Annotated in this window: 12 protein-coding genes and 1 tRNA gene; 7 read left to right on the forward strand and 6 right to left on the reverse strand. The window is 48.7% G+C overall.

Translation table 11 applies throughout. The features are described from left to right. The first annotated feature begins 821 nt into the window (after positions 1–821). Complete coding sequence (locus tag DXZ20_RS14925; protein WP_163698972.1) at positions 822–6323, forward strand: CHAT domain-containing protein; 5502 nt, start codon at positions 822–824, stop codon at positions 6321–6323. Between the two features lie 376 nt (positions 6324–6699). Here the strand turns inward: DXZ20_RS14925 and DXZ20_RS14930 are convergent, their stop codons facing one another. Beyond that, positions 6700–7377: a hypothetical protein gene (locus DXZ20_RS14930; RefSeq protein ID WP_163698974.1), complete on the reverse strand. Its 678-nt coding sequence runs from the start codon at positions 7375–7377 to the stop codon at positions 6700–6702. Further along, on the reverse strand, positions 7370–7915 hold the full coding sequence (locus DXZ20_RS14935; RefSeq protein ID WP_163661649.1) for a hypothetical protein: 546 nt from the start codon (positions 7913–7915) through the stop codon (positions 7370–7372). Before DXZ20_RS14935 ends, DXZ20_RS14930 begins: the two co-directional genes overlap by 8 nt. Before the next feature lie 204 nt (positions 7916–8119). On the opposite strand from DXZ20_RS14935, the gene DXZ20_RS14940 reads away from it, so the two are divergent. From DXZ20_RS14940 to DXZ20_RS14955, 4 genes are all read left to right on the forward strand, one after another. Continuing rightward, positions 8120–9100, forward strand: coding sequence for a tyrosine-type recombinase/integrase (locus tag DXZ20_RS14940; RefSeq protein WP_163698976.1), 981 nt, complete (start codon positions 8120–8122; stop codon positions 9098–9100). Positions 9101–9526: 426 nt separating this feature from the next. Further along, positions 9527–11581 (forward strand): cation:proton antiporter domain-containing protein, encoded by a 2055-nt coding sequence (locus tag DXZ20_RS14945; RefSeq protein ID WP_163698978.1) that lies wholly within the window; start codon positions 9527–9529, stop codon positions 11579–11581. 104 nt (positions 11582–11685) lie between these two features. Then, a complete protein-coding gene (locus DXZ20_RS14950) occupies positions 11686–12135 on the forward strand; it encodes a YaiI/YqxD family protein (RefSeq protein WP_163698980.1) in 450 nt (149 codons plus the stop codon). Between the two features lie 196 nt (positions 12136–12331). After that, positions 12332–12610 (forward strand): HU family DNA-binding protein, encoded by a 279-nt coding sequence (locus DXZ20_RS14955; RefSeq protein ID WP_163663104.1) that lies wholly within the window; start codon positions 12332–12334, stop codon positions 12608–12610. Between the two features lie 81 nt (positions 12611–12691). On the opposite strand, the gene DXZ20_RS14960 is transcribed toward DXZ20_RS14955, so the two are convergent. Then, complete coding sequence (locus DXZ20_RS14960; RefSeq protein ID WP_163698981.1) at positions 12692–14296, reverse strand: TROVE domain-containing protein; 1605 nt, start codon at positions 14294–14296, stop codon at positions 12692–12694. Between the two features lie 75 nt (positions 14297–14371). Continuing rightward, positions 14372–14512, reverse strand: a tRNA-OTHER gene (locus tag DXZ20_RS14965). A gap of 162 nt (positions 14513–14674) precedes the next feature. On the opposite strand from DXZ20_RS14965, the gene DXZ20_RS14970 reads away from it, so the two are divergent. After that, positions 14675–17461: an NACHT domain-containing protein gene (locus tag DXZ20_RS14970; protein WP_163698983.1), complete on the forward strand. Its 2787-nt coding sequence runs from the start codon at positions 14675–14677 to the stop codon at positions 17459–17461. Positions 17462–17522: 61 nt separating this feature from the next. On the opposite strand, the gene DXZ20_RS14975 is transcribed toward DXZ20_RS14970, so the two are convergent. Further along, a complete protein-coding gene (locus DXZ20_RS14975; protein ID WP_163698984.1) occupies positions 17523–18449 on the reverse strand; it encodes a hypothetical protein in 927 nt (308 codons plus the stop codon). Beyond that, positions 18442–19302, reverse strand: a complete 861-nt coding sequence (locus tag DXZ20_RS14980; protein WP_348917920.1) for a ParA family protein — start codon at positions 19300–19302, stop codon at positions 18442–18444. The genes DXZ20_RS14975 and DXZ20_RS14980 overlap by 8 nt, the downstream gene beginning before the upstream one ends. Before the next feature lie 765 nt (positions 19303–20067). Here DXZ20_RS14980 and DXZ20_RS14985 point away from each other — a divergent pair. Next, positions 20068–20874: a hypothetical protein gene (locus tag DXZ20_RS14985; RefSeq protein ID WP_163663119.1), complete on the forward strand. Its 807-nt coding sequence runs from the start codon at positions 20068–20070 to the stop codon at positions 20872–20874. Positions 20875–21505 lie beyond the last annotated feature (631 nt).

Consider the following 21505-nt stretch of genomic DNA (forward strand, 5'->3'; position numbering starts at 1 on the left):
TTGAAATTTTCCCTGAAAGAACAACTTGGGTAGAATGCCTAAACCACATCCAGGTTGAAACCTGCAGTTTCTTTTAGATCAAAACGACCACTTTAGGCCTGAAAAATATTTGATACAACATCGTAAACAATCATCAGAATTGATGATTGTTGCAGAATTTATCTGCTAACTGTTATTGCATTATCTTTGGCCTGTTTCGTTATTAAAAAAACTACCAATGAGTGTAATAAAGGGCATAGAAGGGACTAGTAAGTCTTGTCCCCGTTTGGACATCTTCAATATCGCTAAAATCTTTAACAGAAACCATCCTGAATCATTCAGATTTATTCAGGTAATTGTTCAGGTTTATTCAGGTGCTGAAAGAAACAGTATTGTAACTGTCCTAAAAGAACTCAAACACAACTTATAGCCCAACCCTAGACTAGGGAAACATACATAGAACTGAGTTTATTGTTTTTAGTCAGATACCATCGTCGATATCCTTACTCTTTAAGGACTAACGATATTTTTAGTGCCAACAATCCTGAATGCTGCAGGATTGTTCAGGTAAATATTCAGATTTATTCAGGTTTTGGAAGAATCGGTGATTGTAATCATGGCAAGAGATTGATGCAGAGCACAATTTTTGCTCAGTGTGAGTTTAGGCCTTATTACCGAGTCTGCATTACTCATCTCGGTGCAACGATGCACCGAACTCGTTTATTTCATATTTTCTCCAACCGTGAAGCACCTGACTGTAATACTTCTTTAAAGTCCTAAGATTTATCTGAGATAATCAGATAGATGGATAATCGACCTAAAACTCCTACAGTTTTGAAACAATGTTTGGACTAAAGCCCTTACTACATAAATTACTCTTGAGTCAAGATTGCGCTAATGTACCGGTCATTACTCTACAGCTGCTATTGCTGGTTATCTGTATCTTACTCCCCCAAAAGCCAGGGTTAGCTCAAATTGTGCCCGATAGTACCTTGCCAAATCCTTCGACTGTTCCAACTGGAGCTGATTCAGGCACTTTACCTAATGTCTTAATCGAGGGAGGGACGCAGAGCAACACCACATTGTTTCATAGCTTTGATCAATTCAACGTTAACCTCAATCAGGAAGTGCGATTTGCTAATCCAGCTGATGTTGAAAATATTTTTTCCCGAGTGACTGGAGGACGGCTATCTAATATTAATGGCTTGTTAGGGGTTAATGGCGTAGCCAATCTATTTTTCTTAAACCCAAATGGTGTAGTGTTTGGCCCTGACGCCGAATTAAATCTAAATGGCTCCCTGGTGGTGTCTACTGCTGATCAGTTTCTCTTCCCAGGTGATAATAGCTTTAGTGCCGTTAATCCACAGGCTCCCCCAATACTAACCCTGAGTACCCCCATCGGACTACAGTTTGGAGCTAATCCGCAAGCCATTACGGTAGATGGAGCATCGCTCAGGATGCGGACAGGGCATCCATTGGCCTTAGTAGGTGGAGATGTTACTGCCATTAATGGGGCAGACTTTAGAGTGCAGGGAGGACGAGTGGTGTTGGGGGGACTATCTGGCCCAGGTACGTTAACCCTAAACCTTGATGCAGTGGAGTCTGAGGATGTTGTTAGCATTCAAACTGGTGTGAATCGGGCAAATGTCACCTTGGATGATGCCAGAATTTCCAACCAGTTTGAAGGGAATGGAGACATTCTCATTACCGCCCAAAACATCACTCTGACAGCGAGTGTCTTAGAAACTGGTATCAGAGATAATTCAGGTACACCTGAAAGTCAAACTGGTGAGATTATCTTAGATGCGACTGGAGATGTTCAAATTATTCAGAATTCTAAAATTGTTAATGAGTTTAGGAATAACTCTTTAGGTAATGGTGGGGATATTACCATCAGAGCAAATAATCTTAATGTGAGCGATCGCAGCGATATTTCTACACAGACTCCTCGCAGTGGCAGAGCAGGCGATATTTTAATTAATGTCGAGAATCGTATTCTGGTGCAGGGGGGAGAAGAACTCGACGATCGACGTCGCGGGAATAGCGCTGGCAATCCAAAGCCTGATGAAAGCAGACCTGAAAGGTCGCAGCGAGCACCCAGAACGTTGATTGATTCAGGCTCTCGAGCTAACGAGTCAGGTGCGCCAGGTAATATTACTCTCCTGGCTCAGGAGATAATTTTAGAGGGCGAGGCGCGGGTTTCAATTAATCATGATGGTCCGGTTCGAGGCGGGGATATCACCTTTGAGAGTGACTCTTTTCAACTGCTATCAAGTGCCTCGGTTAATAGCGTCGCCAATGGTACAGCCCGAGCAGGTGATGTGAATATCCGAGCTAGCAGCATTCTGCTTGAAGATCAGGCTCGCCTTCGAGGTCTGGGTGATGGTACACCTGGAATTGATTCTACTGTGGGTAACGGTGGCCGGAATGCAATAGGCGGGACAGTAAACATTACCACAGATAATTTAACCGTTATCGGGGTAAGGATTGGTGCTACGGTTCTGGGTGAGGGCCAGGGTGGAGCGGTGGTGATTAACGCTAGCGATACCGTCACTCTGACTACAACCGAAGCCTCTGGCAGAACCTCAATTGCCAGCGCAGTGCGGGAGAGCAGCCCGTCAGGAACAGGTGGTGATATTTTAGTTAATGCTCGACGTCTGATTGTTGAAAACGGCTCTGCTATTGACGCTGGTGTGGCAGAACCTGAGGCTGATATCAATGGACCTCGCATTAGTGGCACCATTACCTTGAATATTGAAGAAGATATTGTTTTGCAAGGAACACTGCCGGACGGTCAGCCCAGTCGCATTCTCACCCAGCTCAGCCAGAATGCGACTGGAGCAGGGGCGGACATTGTGATTGACACGGCTGAACTGAGCCTGGCAGACGGTGGTCAAATTTCAGCGGCCACCTTGGGGAATGGTCCGGGAGGTAGTGTCATAATCCGGGCTAGTGAGAGAATTACATTAGCGGGCTCAAATGCTCAAATCGAACTATCTGCAGAAGAAGAGTCTAACTTTGTTGCTAATGATAAGGGTTTACCTAGTGGTATCTTTGCTAACTCACCAGGAATGGGCGATGCAGGGGATATTGAGATTGAAACTCCTGAACTGGTGTTGCGCGATCGCGCCCAGATTTCTGTTAGCAGCGAAACTTCAGGGGAGTCCGGAAACATTGGGGTGACGGCCAACAATATTGTGTTAGATAGTGGCTTTTTGAGTGCGGATGCGATCGCAGGTGAAGCAGCCAACATTACCCTGAATGTTGAAGACACACTCCGATTACGTAACGGCAGCCAGATTTCCACCAATGCCAGAGAGGATGCTAATGGGGGCAATATATCCATTTCGAACCCGAATGCAGTTTTGCTCCGGGATGAGTCCCGCATCTCTGCCGAAAATCCAGGAGGTACGGGTAATGGCGGGAATATTAGCATCCAAACCGACTTTTTTGTAGCGGCTCCCGAAGGTCTGAATCAAATCATTGCCAATGCCGATCGGGGTGATGGTGGGAATATCAACATCATTGCCAATTCTCTCTTAGGAACAGAATTTCGAGAGTTTTCTGCGTCTTCACGATTTGGTGTAGACGGTGACGTTGAGATTGACTCGCCCAATCTTGATCCAGCTAGGGGTACCACCGAACTGCCCGCAAACCTGGCCGATGCCAGCAACCAAATTGCCAACGCCTGCTCCATCGATCGACAAGGACAAGCTCAATTTGTAGCAACCGGGCGCGGCGGTTTGCCCATCACACCGACCAGTCAGCCCACAGGCATTTCCCCATTACCCGACCTCGGCAGACTGACTACTGACCAAACACCACAAACCAATGCAACTCTCCAAGAAGCCCAGGCATGGTCTGTCGCTTCGAATGGTGACATTCGCCTAACAACAGGTTCTTCCTCTGAGACTAGTTTTCTCAATGCACTTTTGCAGGAAGCTGCCCAAGCCTACTATCAAACTGACTACACAGAAGCCGCCACCCTATGGAGTCAAACTGCAACTATTCTTACCCAAGGGGATGACGCATTAACCTATGCATCTACCCTCAGTAATCTAGCGCTTGTCTACCATCAGCTAGGCAACTGGCAGCAGGCAGATGCTGCTATGAGCGCCAGCCAACAACTGTTAACTTCCGACAACGCCACCCCCCAGATCATTGCCCAAATTCTCAATACTCGTGCCAATCTACACCTCAGCAAAGGTAATGCCCAGGCGGCCATTACCGATTGGCAACAGGCGGCAGATAGCTATCGTAACGCTGAGGATATTGTCGGCTATCTCCAAGCACGGCTAAATCAGGCGCAGGCATTACAGTCTCTCGGCCTATATCGTCAGGCCCAACCACTGCTGGCTACAATTACTAATAGCCTCGCGGAGCAGCCCCCCTCCCTCCTCAAAGCTACTGCTTTACTCACCCTCGGAAACGGTTTACGCAATAGTGGTGAAACTATCCAAGCAACGCAAACATTGGAAGCGGCCCTGGCCATTGCCCAAGACCTGAAACAACCTGCTCTTGTTAGCCAAATTTTACTGAATCTAGGCCACACGAATCCAACCAGCCCTGACCAAGCCGTTGCCTATTACCAAAAAGCCTTGGAGATAGCTCCCACGGCCCTCGATCAGCTACAGGCCAGTGTAAGTCAGTTTCAACTACTGGTAACGCAAGAACCCAAAGCAGCGCAGCAACTTTGGGCTGATCTAGAACCGACGCTCCAACTGTCAAATCTCCCTGCCAGCAGAGAGAGTATTTACGCTCAGCTATATCTCATCCATACTTTATTGCAACACAGTCTATCTTCCGGTGCCTCTGAGAGTTTAACCACGTTACTCAATCGTACAAATCAGCAAGCGTTATCGTTACAAGATACTGTTGCTCAGACCTACCTGCTCGGCTATCAGGGAGACTTCTATGGGAAAAAACAACAGTGGGATAAAGCTGAAGCATTCACTCAAAAAGCATTTCGCCAGGCCCAAACACTCCAAGCCCCCGAAGTGATATATCCTGTGGCTTTACAACTAGGGCGTCTGCAAAAAGCCCAAGGAAAACGTGCCCAAGCCATTACTGCTTACAATGCTGCCATTGAGGCTCTGGAAATTCTACGGAAAGATCTGATCGCTAGTAGCGATGATGTCCAGTTCACGTTCCGGGATGATATTGAGCCCATTTATCGCGAGTTTGTCAAACTTCTACTCCAGACAAATGGCAGTCACTCTCCTATGAAAGACGAGTTGAGACACGCTAGGCAACTCATCGAGAACTTGCAGGTCGCTGAAGTCAATGACTATTTCCAGGATGCCTGTATCCAAGGGTCTCCTGTATTGGCGGATGAAGTGGATCCAACCGCCGCCATCATCTACCCCATTCTCCTTAATGACCAGCTTGATGTCATCATCAGCGTGGGTGATGATATTCAACATTACAGTCAATCCGTTGCTTCTGCAGAGATTGAAAAAACGGTTCGACAATTACTTAGCTCGTTCACATCGCCCATTCGGGCAGGACGACCTCACACCACTGACCAGCTTAAACAGGTTTATGATTGGATCCTGGGTCCCGCAGAGGACTATCTCGCTCAGCAAAACATTGAAAGCCTGGTCTTTGTCGCTGATGGTGTCTTGCGCACATTACCCCTGACCACATTGCATGACGGTGAGCAATATCTGATCGAGAAATACAATGTCGTTCTCTCACCTGGGCTGAGTCTCTTAGAGCCACGTCCTCTACAGCGACAAGGGTTAGCAATGCTGGCTGGGGGTCTAAGTGAAGCTCGCTCTGGTTTTTCTGCCTTACCTTTTGTGCCTGATGAACTGCAACAGGTCACCACACAAATTCCTAACAACCAGGTGCTGTTCAACCAAGCACTGACTAAGACCAATCTTCTTAACAGCCTCAAAACAGCCCCAGCAGGTGTGGTGCACCTTGCCACCCATGGCGAGTTTGGATCAACCGTCGAGGATACGTTTATTCTCACCTGGGATGAAAAGCTTACCATGGAGGAAATGAGTCGAGTTTTGCAAGCTCGAAACCGCAGCGACCTCTCCCCAGTAGAGTTATTGGTGTTTAGTGCTTGTAAAACCGCAGCGGGTGATAGTCGAGCGGTGCTAGGCATTGCAGGTACGGCGATCCGTTCTGGGGTGCGCAGCACTTTAGCTGGACTATGGGCCATTAATGACCAGGCCGCAGCCACCTTTATGGCTGAGTTTTATAAGGCCCTGGCTCAACCGGAGACTACTAAAGCCGAAGCATTTCGTCAGGCGCAGCTAGCCCTTATGCAAGACCCGCAGTTAGCCTCTCCCTATTTCTGGAGTCCTTTTGTTCTGGTAGGTAACTGGTTATGATAGTTCCTTTGGCTGCTTGAGTTACTTACTGATTGTTGAAGACTTGAGGTAGATTCAATCCTTAGTAGTTGTAAGTTGTTGAGAAGTTCATCGGTCAGAATATCAACGATGATATCACCACCACATTCAAGAAATCCCCGAATTGCGTCTGGAAGCCGTGCGATCGCACGCTGGCGTACATCGTCGATCATAGGAAAACGCTTAAGCCGTTCAGGGTTTTGCACAGATGCCACTGTGTTTGGCATATTTGAATAACTTTGTTTGTATGTTCAGGACTGGAGAAAAAATAGGGTATGCAAATCTCCGGACGGGGATAAACCCGTGCCACTACCAGAAATAGATAATCATTGAGAGATGCCTCACTGTGGCGGGTTTGTTACCCTTTTCTTCTATTCAAACAAGGTACACTCATCCAAATCTCTTCTGTCTCATAAAATTCTCCCCGCTGTTCCAGCTGAAACCCTCCGAGCAGTGCCGCGATCCAAACTTCTACCAACGGCATCCGTAACTGCTGCTGTAGTTCTATTAACCGTTGAGGGGCCAACTTGCGTTTAGCTGAAATGGCAGCAATCCAAGCTGATACGTCCTCGGAATGAGCAACCGACAACGCCTGTTTCTTAGTTTCCTCAAAGGTCAGCTCATCCACCAGCGCCAGGATCGCTTTTTTATCCACGTCAACCACTAAAGACCCACCATCAGAAATATCGTCTGGCTGTTGTGCAGAATAATTATCTGACCGCCGCACCAACTCAGAAAAGTCTATCTCCTGAGTCTGCCGCGTTAATCCTCGCAGCCAGTCCCCATCCATCACAGGTCCATCACTATTATTTGCATCCTGCCAGTCCTCCCAAAGAACTTCGGACTTTGCCTCACATATCTCCGCCAACTGCGCCAATACGTCCCCACCCATCCGCAACTGCTCTCGCCAGGGCAACTCTGCCATCACTCTCTCAAACTGCTGCCACAGCTCTAAAATATTCGCCTCCTCCGGCATATCCACCGCCTCCTCAAAGGCATCCCCGAGGTCCAGCTCTAGCTGACGCACATCAATCATCCACTACCCCACCAGAGTCGAAACTTTCTTTCAAGGGACAATCCTTAAGGGGACACTCGATGGGCTCCAATCGAATCTCATTGGAAAAGTGAGTTATCCCAAAACGTTCTTTCAAATAGGGCATTACCTTCTGTTCCATGTAGCGTTCTAGCTGACGCTTACGGTATCCGGCGCAGTGGATGGGCTCTACTTCTAAAACTTTTTGACCGTTTTGGATAACGGTAGCTGCGATCGCATGGACCGGCGCATCCTTCCGCTTTTCCCGCCAAATATACAAATTTGCATAGGGCAACGAACTCGCCACCACCTCTAACGAAATTCGCTCCACCCCATCATCTGCCCTGGCTGCAGCCACCTGCTGGCGATACTCCACCCGCCGCTTTTCATTCAAACCTTGCCGATTCCGATAGTGAGACCGTCGCCGATGACATCGCTTTTCCACCCAGCAACCATCACCAGACGCCCCATGGAGCTGCCTGGCCATGGCCACACTCAACTGAGCACAAGCCACACATTTTGGGTTAATCCGTCGTGCCATCTGCCACCCAACACCAAGAAATCGACAAAACGCTCTAGTTTCAAGCTTAATGATAGCTCAAATTCAGCAGATTATTTTTAGTGTAAGTTTTTGCGTAATCTATAAAAAGGGGATTAGTTTGGGTAGAATTTGAGCCATGGGGAGAGGCCTACGCTAGATTGGGCGTTTTACCCTGCGGGTTGTTTCAAAGAATGGGAGTTGGCGATGGCTCGTGATATCCCTGAGCCCACCTTTATTGAGTTTGGCCAGGCAGCTAAGGAACCGGTTCGGGTGGCTGAGGATTTGGGCTGGCAGCGGGTGGTGGAGTTTTTGCGATCGCGTGAGCTATCCGCCAGTACCCTCAAAGCCTATGAACGGCAGCTCCGGCTCTTCTATACCTGGACCCAGAATAAACCCTGGCACGACATTACCCACCGCGACATTGACCGCTACAAGCAATACCTGAAGAACCGGCCCAGCAAACGGGGGGGAGCGCTGGCTCCAACCACCATCAATCAGGCCCTGGCCACACTGAAGAGTTTCTTCAAATGGCTCACCGTCAAGGACTATATCACCCGCAATCCCACCCTCACCATTGAGTTTCTCAAAGAACCGGCTAAGCCCCCTCGGGATTTAGCGGAAACTCAGATTAATCAGCTATTTGAGGCCCTGGCCTACCGGGGTGATTCTGAAGTGCGCGACCGGGCAATTCTCCAGGTGCTCAGCCATGGATTACGGGCCAGGGAAGTGTGCGGTCTGGATATCAGCGACTATGATGGACGGCGGTTGAGGGTGCGTGGGGCTAAGTGGGGCAGTGATGGCCTGGTGCCGTTAAAGCCGGAGGCGGTCGCCGTCTTGGATAGCTATCTGGGGTGGTTGGTACGCCATGGGTTCGTCGTCAGCCAGGAGACTCCCTTGTTTATTAGTTTGTCTAATAACAGTCGGGGGCAACGCCTGGGCTATAGCGGTATCTATGAGTTGGTCAAGGATTTGGCGCAAGCCAGCGAGTTAGAGGACATCCATCCACACCGCATGAGACATACCTTTGCCACGTCGCTCGTCGCTGCTGGCATGAACCCATTGTTGGCTAAGCGAGCGGTTCGCATTCGCTCTGACAAAATTTTTGCTCGGTACAGTGACCGAGCCTTGGATCTCAAAATGGAAGAGGCGTTTGAAGAGATTTATGGGGCGTCTGAAGAGTCATGATTTATTGATCTTTAGAACCTCACGTTGTGGACAGGCCTACAACATAAAACCCTATCTAGACAAGGCTTTCAAGCGCCATACTAGAGTTGGTAGGTATGTCCCTTGGAGTGTGGTGAGTGTGAGTAAGGAGCCAAAGGAAAAAATTGTAGAGCTGAAGCTACGAATTCCTATAAGCTTGCGCAGTGAGTTCAAATCTATGTGTGCTGCCAGGGATGAAAATATGAAAGATGTGCTGGTTGCTTCTATGCGGAAATATATAGAGCAGCACAAGTCAGACAAGAGTGAGTCTGTGCTTTGATTTTGAGTCTACTGGTTTCGCCCACCTTACGATTGCTCGTACTCTCTACCAAGAGATTGTCATACGAAGCGTAAAGGACAGAGAATGGACTAGTTTTGCGGCTTTCTCAACTTAAAGGAGGTACTGCCTTGGATGGACTCAGGGAATTGATCGTTGATAATCCTTTGGTGGCCTTTACTACGTTGTTGTTGGTGAGCCTGACTCTGCCGCCTTTGTTTGAGCGGTTGCGGTTGCCCGGCTTAGTCGGCCTTTTGTTTGCCGGGGTGGTACTGGGACCCAGTGTTTTAGGACTACTCGACCCAGCGGGCGATATCGAAAAGCTCTTTGCCGATGTGGGCAAGGTTTATCTCATGTTTGTGGCCGCCTTGGAGATTGACCTGCAGGAATTTAGTCGCAACCGCGATCGCGCCATGAAATTTGGCTTCCTCACCTTTGCCATTCCCCTTATGGGGGGCATTTTGTTGGGGCGCTGGACGGGGTTTGGCTGGGTGGCGGCAGTGCTCATTGGCTCACTCATGTCCTCTCACACGCTGTTGGCGTATCCCATCGTCATGCGACTGGGCGTCACCCGCGATGAGTCGGTTACCGTCACGGTCGGTGCGACGATTTTTACCGATATTGCGGCGTTACTAGTGCTGGCGGTGTGTGTCTCTCTACAGGGAGGTGACTTTTCGCCGTTCTCGTTGACCTTGCAAATGGTGGGGTTGGCAGTTTATGCCGCTGCTGTGCTCTTTGGCCTGAACTGGGCCGGGCGTCTGTACTTTCGCCGTACCGGCAGTGAACAGGGCAATCAATTTTTGTTCGTGCTGCTAGCGGTGTTTTTGGCGGCGGTCGGGGCGCAGATGATAAATGTCGACAAGGTCGTGGGCGCATTTCTCGCGGGCTTAGCGGTAAATGGCGTGGTGGGCGATGGCCCGGTTAAAGAAAAGGTGGAGTTTGTTGGCAGTGTCCTGTTCATTCCGTTCTTTTTTGTCTGCATGGGATTGCTGCTCAATGTGCCGATTTTTATCGAAGCGTTCACCGATCGCCTTGGGTTGACCGTTGGCATTGTGCTCGTACTGTTGTTGACCAAGTTATTGGCAGCGGCAATCGCGGGCCTCTGGTTTCGCTATAGCCCCATGCAAATCTTGACCATGTGGTCACTGTCTTTGCCCCAGGTGGCTGCCACATTGGCCGCTGCTTTAGTCGGGTTGCAGGTGGGGCTGATCACCGCTCCGGTCTTCAACGCGGTGATTGTGCTGATGTTGGTCACGTCCCTGGTGGGTTCGACAACAACTAGCCGATTTGCTAGCCAATTGCCCCTCCCCGTCGGACCGTTAGTCACCGATGGCACGGATGACTGGCTCGAACCGGCGGGGACACCATCGAAACCGTTTGTTGTGGTCGTCCCGTTGTCAAATCTTTCAACACAGCGTTATTTGATTGAGATGGCCGCCTTCATTGCCCAACATGAAAAAGGCTATGTGGTGCCGCTGGCGATTGCCCCCGCCCATGCACACATGGATGATCCGCAATTGCTGAACGCTCTAACCTATCACCAGCAAATCCTGCAAACGGCCCAAGCCATCAGCGATGCCGTCGGCACCGAAGCCCGCCCGCAAATCCGCATCGACGACGATATTGCCGAGGGCATCAGCCGCACCGCCCGTGAGTATGATGCGCAACTCGTGGTGATGGGCCGCAGTCAGACCGAAGGGTTGCGGGCGCGCCTCTTAGGCAGCTTAATCGACAATGTGCTTTGGGCCTCTCACTGCCCGGTGGTGGTGACTCGGTTGAAAAAAACTCCGATTGAGCTAAAACGCATCTTGATTCCCGTCAAGATTATGACCCCGCAAACCATCCGCACAATCCGCTTTGGACAGGTGTTTGCGGCTACCCATGAGGCCTCCATTACGTTGCTGCACGTCAGCGATCTCATTCGTCCCGCCCAAGACCTTCAACGTTTCAAAGGCCAACTGCGCGCGGTCATGGCCGAGGGAGACCAGGTCGAGTACGGTATCAAATGTGTCCGCCATGATGATCCGGCTGCCGTCATTTTGGCCGCGGCTCGCCATGTGGATCTCGTGATTTTGCGCTCGATGCGTCGCCGCACTGCAGGCGGTCTGGCCGTCAGCGATGTCACCCATCAGGTGATTGATACCCTTACCTGCTCCGTCGTCCTGTTTGGCGAACCGCATTCCTGAAAGTTCGCAGATCCCTATGGTGCACCGGAAGCGTCGTGATTTATGGAACACCGATTTAGATGCAAAACTATAGATATAAATTTCCCTAGGGGAGACTAGACCATATGCAAATTTGGGTAGATGCCGATGCATGTCCAAATGCCATTAAAGAAATTTTATATAGAGCCGCCAAACGCTTAGGGATTCGTCTGACCCTGGTGGCAAATGCACCCATGCAAATTCCAGCATCTCCCCATATTGATTCAGTTCTAGTCCGATCAGGTGCTGATATGGCAGACAACCACATCACACAGCACATGGCACCCGGTGACTTAGTGATTACGGCAGATATCCCTTTAGCCGCAAACGTGATTGAGAATGGAGGTATTGCCCTCAACCCTAGGGGTGAATTTTATGATGCGGGCAATATCCGAGAGCGGCTATCGATGCGGAATTTTATGGAGACTCTGCGCAATAGCGGCGTGGAAACCGGGGGACCTCCACCGTTAAATCATCGAGACCGTGAAGCATTTGCTAACCAACTTGATCGATTTTTAACGAAATACATCCATTAACCCCTCATACCAAATCCAAATTTATTAAACTCGATTAAAAATAGACCATCCTGTAGGGGCACTCCCTTGTGGATGCCCTTCGATACCGGGTGCTATCAGTCAGGATTTCGTATTAGTATTGCGAAACTCAAAACAGTACTTGTGTTCTACTTTGGGTTATGCTAAAACAAGGCCAGTTGTTTCAGGCTAACTTGCTATGAACAAAGGTGAATTGATTGACGCGATCTCAACATCTACAGACCTACCTAAAAGTGTTATTGATACCGTTGTTTCCGCTACTGTTGACACGGTTGTCGATACTGTCGCCAATGGTGAGAAAGTAACGTTGGTCGGCTTTGGCAGTTTTGAGCCCCGGGACCGCAAAGCACGCGATGGACGTAACCCCAAAACAGGTGAAGTTATCAAGATTCCAGCAACGACTATTCCCGCATTTTCCGCAGGGAAGGCCTTTAAGGAGCGGGTAAAAAATCCATAGTCCCACCTTGACGTTTCTTTCAAATCAACATTGAGACCAAAAGATAGGTGCGTCAGTGGTGCACCTATCTTTTGGTTTTATTTACGTCCCTGCTGCAATCATTTGGATCGCTTTGGGCATGGCTGGGTCAAATCCACTAAAGTCCCAGGAGTCAGGATCCTGGGGATCCACTAGACTCACCTTGTAAGGAGCCAGTGTCACATAGATCGCCTTTGCCTGAGGATTTACCCGACGGCGATAGTCCGCCAGACGCTGACTAGGATGGGCCTTACCTGCCCAACTTTCACAGTCAGTCCAAAAGCAAAACACATCAACGTGAACCCGATGACGAATAGCCCAGTCGTAGGCTACAGCCGCATCCGTACCCCCAAAGTTTTGGTTAGACGCTTTCGCCAGGGCTGAACTAAAACTATCGCGAGCCGTAATTTTTAGATCGCAAAACTCCGTCGAAAAACCACGAATAATATAGTTTTGCTCAGCTTTAGCCGTAGCCAGTGCCAACGTAGTGGCAATCTCACAACAGGTTAAACCACCGGAACTAACCGTGTAATAGGACATGGAACCAGACACATCCACCGCATGCAGGAATGTCTTACCTGTCGGCTGAACAACATCAAAGGAACGCTCCAGGGCGGTTTCTAAAATGTCTAACACACGGGGAATAGGCTGCCATGTTTTCTGACTGCGGCCCAGCTTGCCACCAGACTGATAGGTCTTGAGCGCCTTGAGAATATCAATGGGGTGGATCCGGGCTTTGCGCAGATTCTTTTTACTCTGCAGTCGTTCTGCTAGATATCTCAAGTTCTTGCTTCTATTGAAGGTCAAGACACCTAAATGGGTGAGCGACCCTAAATTACGTAGGAGCGCCCCCATGGGCATATCCTTGAACAAGAGCTGCCAGGCCTCGCGATCCATGTTCCCCACAGGGGCAATCATTTCATGGGTCAACCGCCCTTGACGAATGGCTTCCAGGGTTAAGGATGGGTCACGCTTAACTCGCTCGTACCACCAAATTTGAGCCATCGCTTCACTAGGAGGTGCTTCTGGTAGGCTAGTCCATCCCTGGGTAGCCCACTGGTAAAGGGCCTGATGATCGGGTGTCTCAGGTTTTACGTGGAACAGACGCAACGCATCTCGGTGGGTGTAACCATGACGCTGCTGATACTTCAATAACTGATAGGCCAAGGCCCTGGCATCAGGATTAGCCAACCAGGTTTTGCCACAGGCACGGATCAGCTTACCAAAGCCCCGTAGGCTGCGGGTGTAGTTAAGCCATTCATAGAAATGGCTGCCGGTTCGCACGACCTGCAAAAAGATCTCCTGAAATGCCCCCTTGGCAGCTGGGGTTTCTCCTATGGACAACAACACTAGGGCAAACAGAGGCGCACTATTATTAATGGCATGGCCATCGCTGGCATAGAGAATCTCTTGTGCCGTGCGGGCCGAATCGATAACCACAGCTTGGGTGACGACATTGACAAACTCCTCAGTCAGCTCATGCTTATTGGCATAAAAGCTACCTTGGGCGGTGCCCAATAACAAACAACGACGTAGCTGTTGCCACAGGTCAATTTTGAACTGATATCCACCGGAACGACCCTGGATCATATCCGCCTGTCGACCAGGAATTGGCTGAGTTTGAGGTGTTCGATTTGCTTTAGTAAAAAAGGTGTAGTTTGCTTTCACTTATCGGCCCTCCTGGACAATCATCAAAATTAGACAAGGGAGTAGAGCAGGAGTTGCACCCGCATCTGAATTCAATGTGACAGGGGGGATTCGAACCCCCGACCTCCCGCTTAGAAGGCGATAACCCTAATTCGTCGACCCTTGCGGATAAGGCCCCTTACGAATAAGGGGGTTGAAAAAGGAATTTAGGCGCTCTATCCTCTGAGCTACTGTCACTTGGTGTCCATGGGCTAGGTTGGAACCCGTTTGCCCCTCGACATGTTTAGAATAGGCAAGCGATTTACCCCTAAGCGAATGCTGGTTCAAGCAGCTCAAAGGCTTAATTAATAGGCGTTTTACAATTGAGGGGTGCTGGTCAGTTAGGGGGGGACCTCAACTTTGCCCAAAATCAGTTATGGTCCGGTGGCCAAACAGCGCACATTAACACTGCTCATGGCCCTGGTGGACTATGGCAATGATGAACTGGAGGTGGATGACGTGGCGCTGGAGCGGCTGCGATCGCAACTCAATCTTCACTGGACCACCGATCGACAGCTGATCGTTCGCACCAAAATCCGTAATCTTGAAACCCTCACCCATCTATCAGATAGCAATCAGGCCCTAACAAAAGCTCAAATTAAAACCGCCCTTCACCATCTGGAAAACCATCTAGAGCTGTTAGAGGATAATCGCACCAGCCGTCGGGGGTCAGAGGTGTGGCACTTTACGTTAACGTTGTGGCACCACCGTCGAGATCGCACCGCCCTACTCAACACCTTTGATCACACCTGGGAACAGCGTCGCTCTGTTCCCTCAGAAGGCCAAGCTGAAAAACCAGCAGAACACGACATCTGGCAGCAATATTGTCAGCAAGCCCTGGCGGCTACCGTTCAAACAGGACTGACCTCTAATCTGCTTAAGCCTACTGACACCGGAGTTGACCCAACCAAGCTACACATCCCGCTGGCTTTAGTGGATCACACCTTAGAACAATCTACAAAGCAACCATCAGATATTGAAACCATCAACACAGCTGAATTGCTGACTTATCTTCAAAACAGCACGATTCAAACTCTGGCCATTGTGGGAGAACCGGGGTCAGGTAAAACCACACTCTTACAACAGCTGGCACAGCAGATTCTACAGCAAACCTCTGATTTAGCCATTTTGATTCCCCTGGCTCGTTTAGGAACCACACTGATTGAAGACTATGTCTTAAAAGACTGGCTTAAACTTGCCCTAAACCAGCGAGCAGTGACCCCTGAGCAACAAAACGCCCTAGCTGAACACATTGAACAGGGCCATGGTTGGCTGCTGCTGGATGCTGTAGATGAAATGGACCAACGTGGCAGTTTAGCCATTACTCAACTCGCCAATCAACTACAGGGTTGGCTGAGTAATGGGCGTATTATCGTCACTTGTCGCCTCAACCTTTGGGATGCAGGCAAAAATACCTTGGGTCATTGGCCCACTTACCGACTGCTGGGTTATGAAAAGTATCGGCAGCAAATCCAACACTTTATTCGTCAGTGGTTTTCCCACCAGCCTGAACAAGGAAAAGCCCTGTGTCAAAAACTCTCACTTCCAGAAAACAAGCGTCTTCGCCACAATCTCCGTAATCCCCTACGTCTGGCCTTACTTTGCCGGTTAGGAAATAGCGGACACCTTCCCAACACACAACACCAGCTCTACCAGCAGTTTGTTACGGCTCTTTATGACTGGCAGCAGGACACCTCACCCACGACGCTGCTAGAACAGCATCAAATCAATACGGTGCTATCAAAACTCGCCGTTGTCACCCTCAAAGCCTCGACCACCCAGCTGAATCTCCCGCTGGTCACTCAACACCTGCAAGCCGAAGAACTCCCCTGGTTTGAACGGGCAATGCAACTAGGTTGGCTAATGCCCCTGGCAACGTCCACAGGTGAAAAAGTCTACGGCTTTCTGCATGGTACATTTCGTGATTATTTTGCAGCCCAGGCTATCGAAGAGTGGCAATATTTTACGACCCCAAAGGACGCTCAATTACCCATGGTGTTACCAAACTGGCAACCCGTGATTCTGCTCTGGTTAGGTCGTAGTGATATCGAAAACGCTGACAAGACGGCGCTAATTAATGCCTTACTTGACTTCCAAGATAACTGTGGTGGATTCTTTGAGCATCGCACCTGGCTACTTGCCGGTAGAGCCTTGGGAGAATATTCTGAGTTTCCCAAAGCCCATGGCATCATTCAACAACTGATAACATGGCGTTTTAACTTAACACGCAAGATATCACCCATCTTGATCGAAGCGGCTAAAGCGGCCTTAGCTGAGTCTGATCTGAGTCAGGTGACCCAGGTGCTTACCCAGTTCGCGCAAGACCCCAACCAGGATTTCTTTGATCGATGGATGGCCGCCTACAGCCTAGGGCGCAGCTACGATCCACAGAGTCAGGTCGCCGTCGAAACCCTTGAAGCGTTATTACCTACCGCACGTAGTGACTATCTCAAAATGGATATGGCCCGTCATTTGGGCACGCTATCCCCAGGCCATGGTTTAGCCATTGAAACACTAGAAGAGATTATTCATAGGAGTCAACAACCTATTGCAAAACGAAAAGCGGCTCTACGATTGGCAAAGGTTGCTCCCCATCATCCCTTACCTGTAGCAACTTTAGAAGACTTACTAGCCCATAATCCTCAAGATAAACCGACATTAGACGCGCTGGTCAACCTTAACCCCAACCATCCCGTCCCCATAAACAGAGAGTCATCCTCCCAATCTCCTAGACGCTTACAACACCGAAGCGGCAAGAAACAGCAGTACCAGCCTGATATTGCTAAACAAATTGACAGTCTGGTGACTCGGATAGAAAAGGGCGATCGCAATCGCCTCCGACTAGCCCAAAAGCTGAGCCAGCTGCAAGCTGGACATCCTATTGCCATAAATACACTATGGCAATATCTGATCACTAGCGAGAATAAAACGCAACGTAAACAAGCTGGCAACGCATTACAACGTGCGGCTACTGATGATCAGTTACCCCAACTCGTCTCAAAACTACGCCTCATATACGAACAAGCCACCATAGCCGAAAACAAAGATCAACAATTAGCCTTCTTCAAATTACTCTGGACTTGGTCAGATACCTTAGGTTATCTAGACTTTCTTGCAGCTTGGCAGAGCACTGAAACTGAGTTGTGAACTAGTGCATTCAGGTGCAGACGTCTGCACCTTCGGATACTATTAACCAGGATTTCGTAGACTATGACAAAATACGTTCAATCGCATCCCTCAGGGCACTTAATCGTTGCAGTTGTAGATCGCTAAGAACTAACGCATCCAACTCTTCAACAGCATGGTTCAGGTTATCTAGCATGCGATCAGCTTTGGTAATTTGGCTAACTGTCTTCTTGCCATTGTTAGCTTTACGTTGTTTTTCGTGGGTACTGATCGCTTTTCTTAGTTGAGAAAATGACACCTCATGCACTTCAATGATGTCTTCTTCAAGGGGCAACTTACCCGCAAGCAACCCCGTTAACGCAACAGGTTCGGGCAAGCGGTAAACCTGTTCTAGCTTGGATACGCCCAGTTCCAGAACACCAGCAATACTATCGGCATAGGAATCTAAAAAGGACTCAACAATATCTTTATTGACCTGTTTCCCTAAGGATTTAAGATGTTGTTCCAGTTCAGTAGATAATGCCTTGCCATCACGAATGGACTCGGCAATTTGCAAGAACTCTTTTAAGCCACGAGTCACCCGCCGATAGGCCCACACCTGGCGTGTGGTAATAGGCGTGCCATTGGGTCGACGCACTTCACCACCTTTAATAAAAGCAGTGAGATTATCATAATCTTTCTCCTTATAGAGATGCTTCTCTTCAATTACATCTAAGCGACTACCAATGGCATAGGCATATATGGTGCTTTGGGCCTGGGCTGTTTGGAGAGCCTGATCAATCTGACCTTGATAGGTTTCAATTTCATGCAACAGCGTATTCAAGGGCTGAGCATTATTGGCCTGACAAATATCGAGTGCCCGTAACCAATTTTCACGATCGGCCAGGTCCACACGTTCTAAGTTGACAACTTCATCTGTCGTCTTACGTTTGGGGACAACCGCTAATTTGCGAGGTACGGGGGCTTTCTCAGCAACAGTCGCTACCCTGGAAAAACTTTTTTTAGCCAACGGTCTCTACCTCCAGAAGATTAGACGAACTACGTAGGGATTCTAAATACTCTGCGATCGCAACAAACGGTTTACGATGTTCTTCTTTCACAGAGCTGTACGAATAAAGAGACTCCCCTTGAGCCGATAGCTCTGAGTACACAGTTAAATCCCGAATGGGAGGAGAGGTCCAAGACTCTTCTGCTTGATGGGGCAAATGGGTACGCACATCCCAATCGATAATTTGCTGGTGGATGCTCTTATGCAAACTGGTGGACTTCATGCGGTTCGGAACCAATGTGGAAACTCGCAAATCAGGATTCGCCCGATCAGCAATCTGACTCACCATTTGCAATAGTTCTGGAATATTCTTCAGAGCAAAGTACTCAGTTTGCACTGGCACTAACACCTCATCACAGGCAACTAAAGCATTTTTGGTAAATAGACCTTCCCCTTTAGGAGTATCTAGCAGCACGTAATCGTAGTTCTCATAAATACTATTAAACTGAGCCAAGGCATCCCTTAGACGACTCTCACTGGATAAGCCTTTTTCGATTTCAGTTTGATATCCACCTAAATCCATCCCTGGAGTAAGCAGGTGACACCACCCCTGCACGTCGATAATGCCCTGAGCCATCAGATCAGCCTGATCTCGCTTGGGAGCATAGAGGATTTGACCAATATCAGGGGATGAAGCGTCGCGTTCAACGCCCATAGCGGAGGACAGATCCCCCTGATGGTCTAAATCAATGCATAAAACTTTTTTGCCCAGATGGGCTAGGGTGGCAGCTAGACAGAACGTAATAGTGGTTTTGCCAACGCCTCCTTTAATTGCTGCGATCGCGATAATCATTGTCCCAATCCACAATTGCACAACTGTACACCGGACAGGATACATCAGTATTGCAATTTTGAACCATAAAATTGTGAATTAGTGCAATTAAGTGCAGACGTCTGCACTTACAAGAAAAATATGGCAGTGGATACAACACTGAAGACCCTATGGTGTGGACGGTTTTGATCTCACACCATAGGATCGCAGATCTGGCAGCGGCACGGCAGAAAGCTATCCTACTTCAACCTGAGTAGGGCGAAGACATCCAGCCATAATGCTATGTACGATGCCTACTCTATAACCGTTCGCTCAACGATCAAATTAGGCATATCATTCATGGTGCAATCCTTACTTTGCAAGGGTTATAGCTTTGTTTGCCCGCCGTTCAATTCAGTTCGACGAGTGTTCGAATATGAAGCCTTTGAACGGTATGGATACCGATTTACCTGCGAGGGTAAGGATAATACCGAATTTATCTGGAGCGTAGAAAAACTTTAAATAGGGTGTCAGAAATCTAGCCACTCATTGGCTGAAACCAGTTCAAAACAAGGCCTAAAGGGTGTCAGAAAACTCAGCGGAAACGCTTTAGAATAGGGTGTCAGAAAACTGAGGGCTAATAGGCTCAAACACTTATTGCATAAGCACTAGAAGGTGTCAGAAAATTAAAATTCGTAAGTTCGGCATCTTTACCCAACCCTGTAATATCAAAAACCACTTGCCTTGATTTCTGCCCCCCGATTAAAAGTCAGCCCATAATGGGGCTATTCTCAATAATCAATACCTTTGTACTTATTAGTCCACACAATGCTCGAATCTGGTCAGGTAGTCCCCATTAAATTTAAGGATCGCGACTTCAGGGTTGTGATCATCGATCCAGACGGACTTGGCCCCGACCGACCCACCATTGGTGTGGGCTATCGCACCATGAGTCGCCATACCAATGTACCGGCCCAAACCTTTGCTGATAGGGTGTCAGAAATCGAAGGGGTGAACTACCTCAAGCTCCCATCTGGCAAGCAGTTTAGGGTGTCAGAAATCAAAGCAAATGACGGCAATACCTACCGGGTAATCGAAGCATCTGACTGGGTAGAATTGGTCAGCGACTGGGCAAAGAATCCTGGAAAGCTGCGGGCAAAGGCAAAAAATGGACTGATCGACTTTTTGGCCTGGTTTGCAGCTGAAGGTCTATATGCTGAGGCCTACACATTTCTCAAGCAAACGTACACTCGCGAGGATAGTGAACGAATTCAGCAATGGCTAGTGGCTCGGCAGGCAGGTAAGCCAGCCAGAAAGGATTGGGCCTACGCCGTCGCCGAACAAGGGGGAAACAGTCCCTACAAATTTGGTAAGTGGACTAACTATGTCTATCGTGGCCTGTTTGGTATGGATGCCAGCGAGATCAAACAAATCTGGGAAGCGCCTGTCTCGGGTTCGCGGCACATTGCTCGCAACTATATTCCTGAGACGCTGGGATTGGAGATGGTTGAGTATTGCGAAAAGCTAGTGGCTATTTTTGAACTCGACGATTTGGAGCAGGCCCATGATGAAGCTATTCGCATGACCCAGATGAAATTTAGACAGCGATTAGACTCTGAAAGATTAGGCGACTGAAAGCAGCACTTACGTTAAAAGCTTTGCAGACCGAGCATCTTAAAATAAGACAAGCAAATCCGTATCGGCTCACCTATAGGCCAAAGGGCCAGAATTACTCGAAAGTTTTGTCTCAATAAGACAGCATTATCCGTATCGACTCACCTGTTAGCAGGGCTGTCTTAACGGCTTGTCTCAATCGCTAAAATTCTCCGTATTCGATCACTTCACCGTCTTGGTAACGATAGTGATTGGAACCGCTAGGGCTAGAGCAAATGTAAGTTTGTCTCAATTTTTAAGACAGTCTTATCCGTATATAGTCACTACTTTATCTACCGAAAACCTATATTCCTTGTAAGTCAAGGTTTACAGCCAACCTTCGTCAGCTCTACGGACTGTATTCAGCCCTAAAGCCAGAAAAATTATAAGACATGTCTCTCTGTATTAAATCACTTGTGTCTCCTCAGCAGGTTGAAAAGCTTTTAGTGGCATCACATTGCTTCTGGAAAGTCAGGGTTTTTTAGAGAACAGGTGAGATCGCTATCCACCATAGTCAACATCCTTGAGCAGCTACAACAACTAGATTGGGGACCACAACGCATAGGTCAAGAGCTACAAGCATGCTTCTCAGTATCCTCACTAGCCCATCTCA

The sequence above is a fragment of the Adonisia turfae CCMR0081 genome (genome assembly GCF_011009555.1).
Lineage (GTDB): Bacteria > Cyanobacteriota > Cyanobacteriia > Phormidesmidales > Phormidesmidaceae > Leptothoe > Leptothoe turfae.

Excerpts from the sequence above, each read along its gene's own strand:
- DXZ20_RS14925 (WP_163698972.1), top strand. The coding sequence starts at position 822 with ATGTTTGGACTAAAGCCCTTACTACATAAATTACTCTTGAGTCAAGAT.
- DXZ20_RS14930 (WP_163698974.1), bottom strand. The coding sequence starts at position 7,377 with ATGATTGATGTGCGTCAGCTAGAGCTGGACCTCGGGGATGCCTTTGAG.
- DXZ20_RS14935 (WP_163661649.1), bottom strand. The coding sequence starts at position 7,915 with ATGGCACGACGGATTAACCCAAAATGTGTGGCTTGTGCTCAGTTGAGT.
- DXZ20_RS14940 (WP_163698976.1), top strand. The coding sequence starts at position 8,120 with ATGGCTCGTGATATCCCTGAGCCCACCTTTATTGAGTTTGGCCAGGCA.
- DXZ20_RS14950 (WP_163698980.1), top strand. The coding sequence starts at position 11,686 with ATGCAAATTTGGGTAGATGCCGATGCATGTCCAAATGCCATTAAAGAA.
- DXZ20_RS14955 (WP_163663104.1), top strand. The coding sequence starts at position 12,332 with ATGAACAAAGGTGAATTGATTGACGCGATCTCAACATCTACAGACCTA.
- DXZ20_RS14985 (WP_163663119.1), top strand. The coding sequence starts at position 20,068 with ATGCTCGAATCTGGTCAGGTAGTCCCCATTAAATTTAAGGATCGCGAC.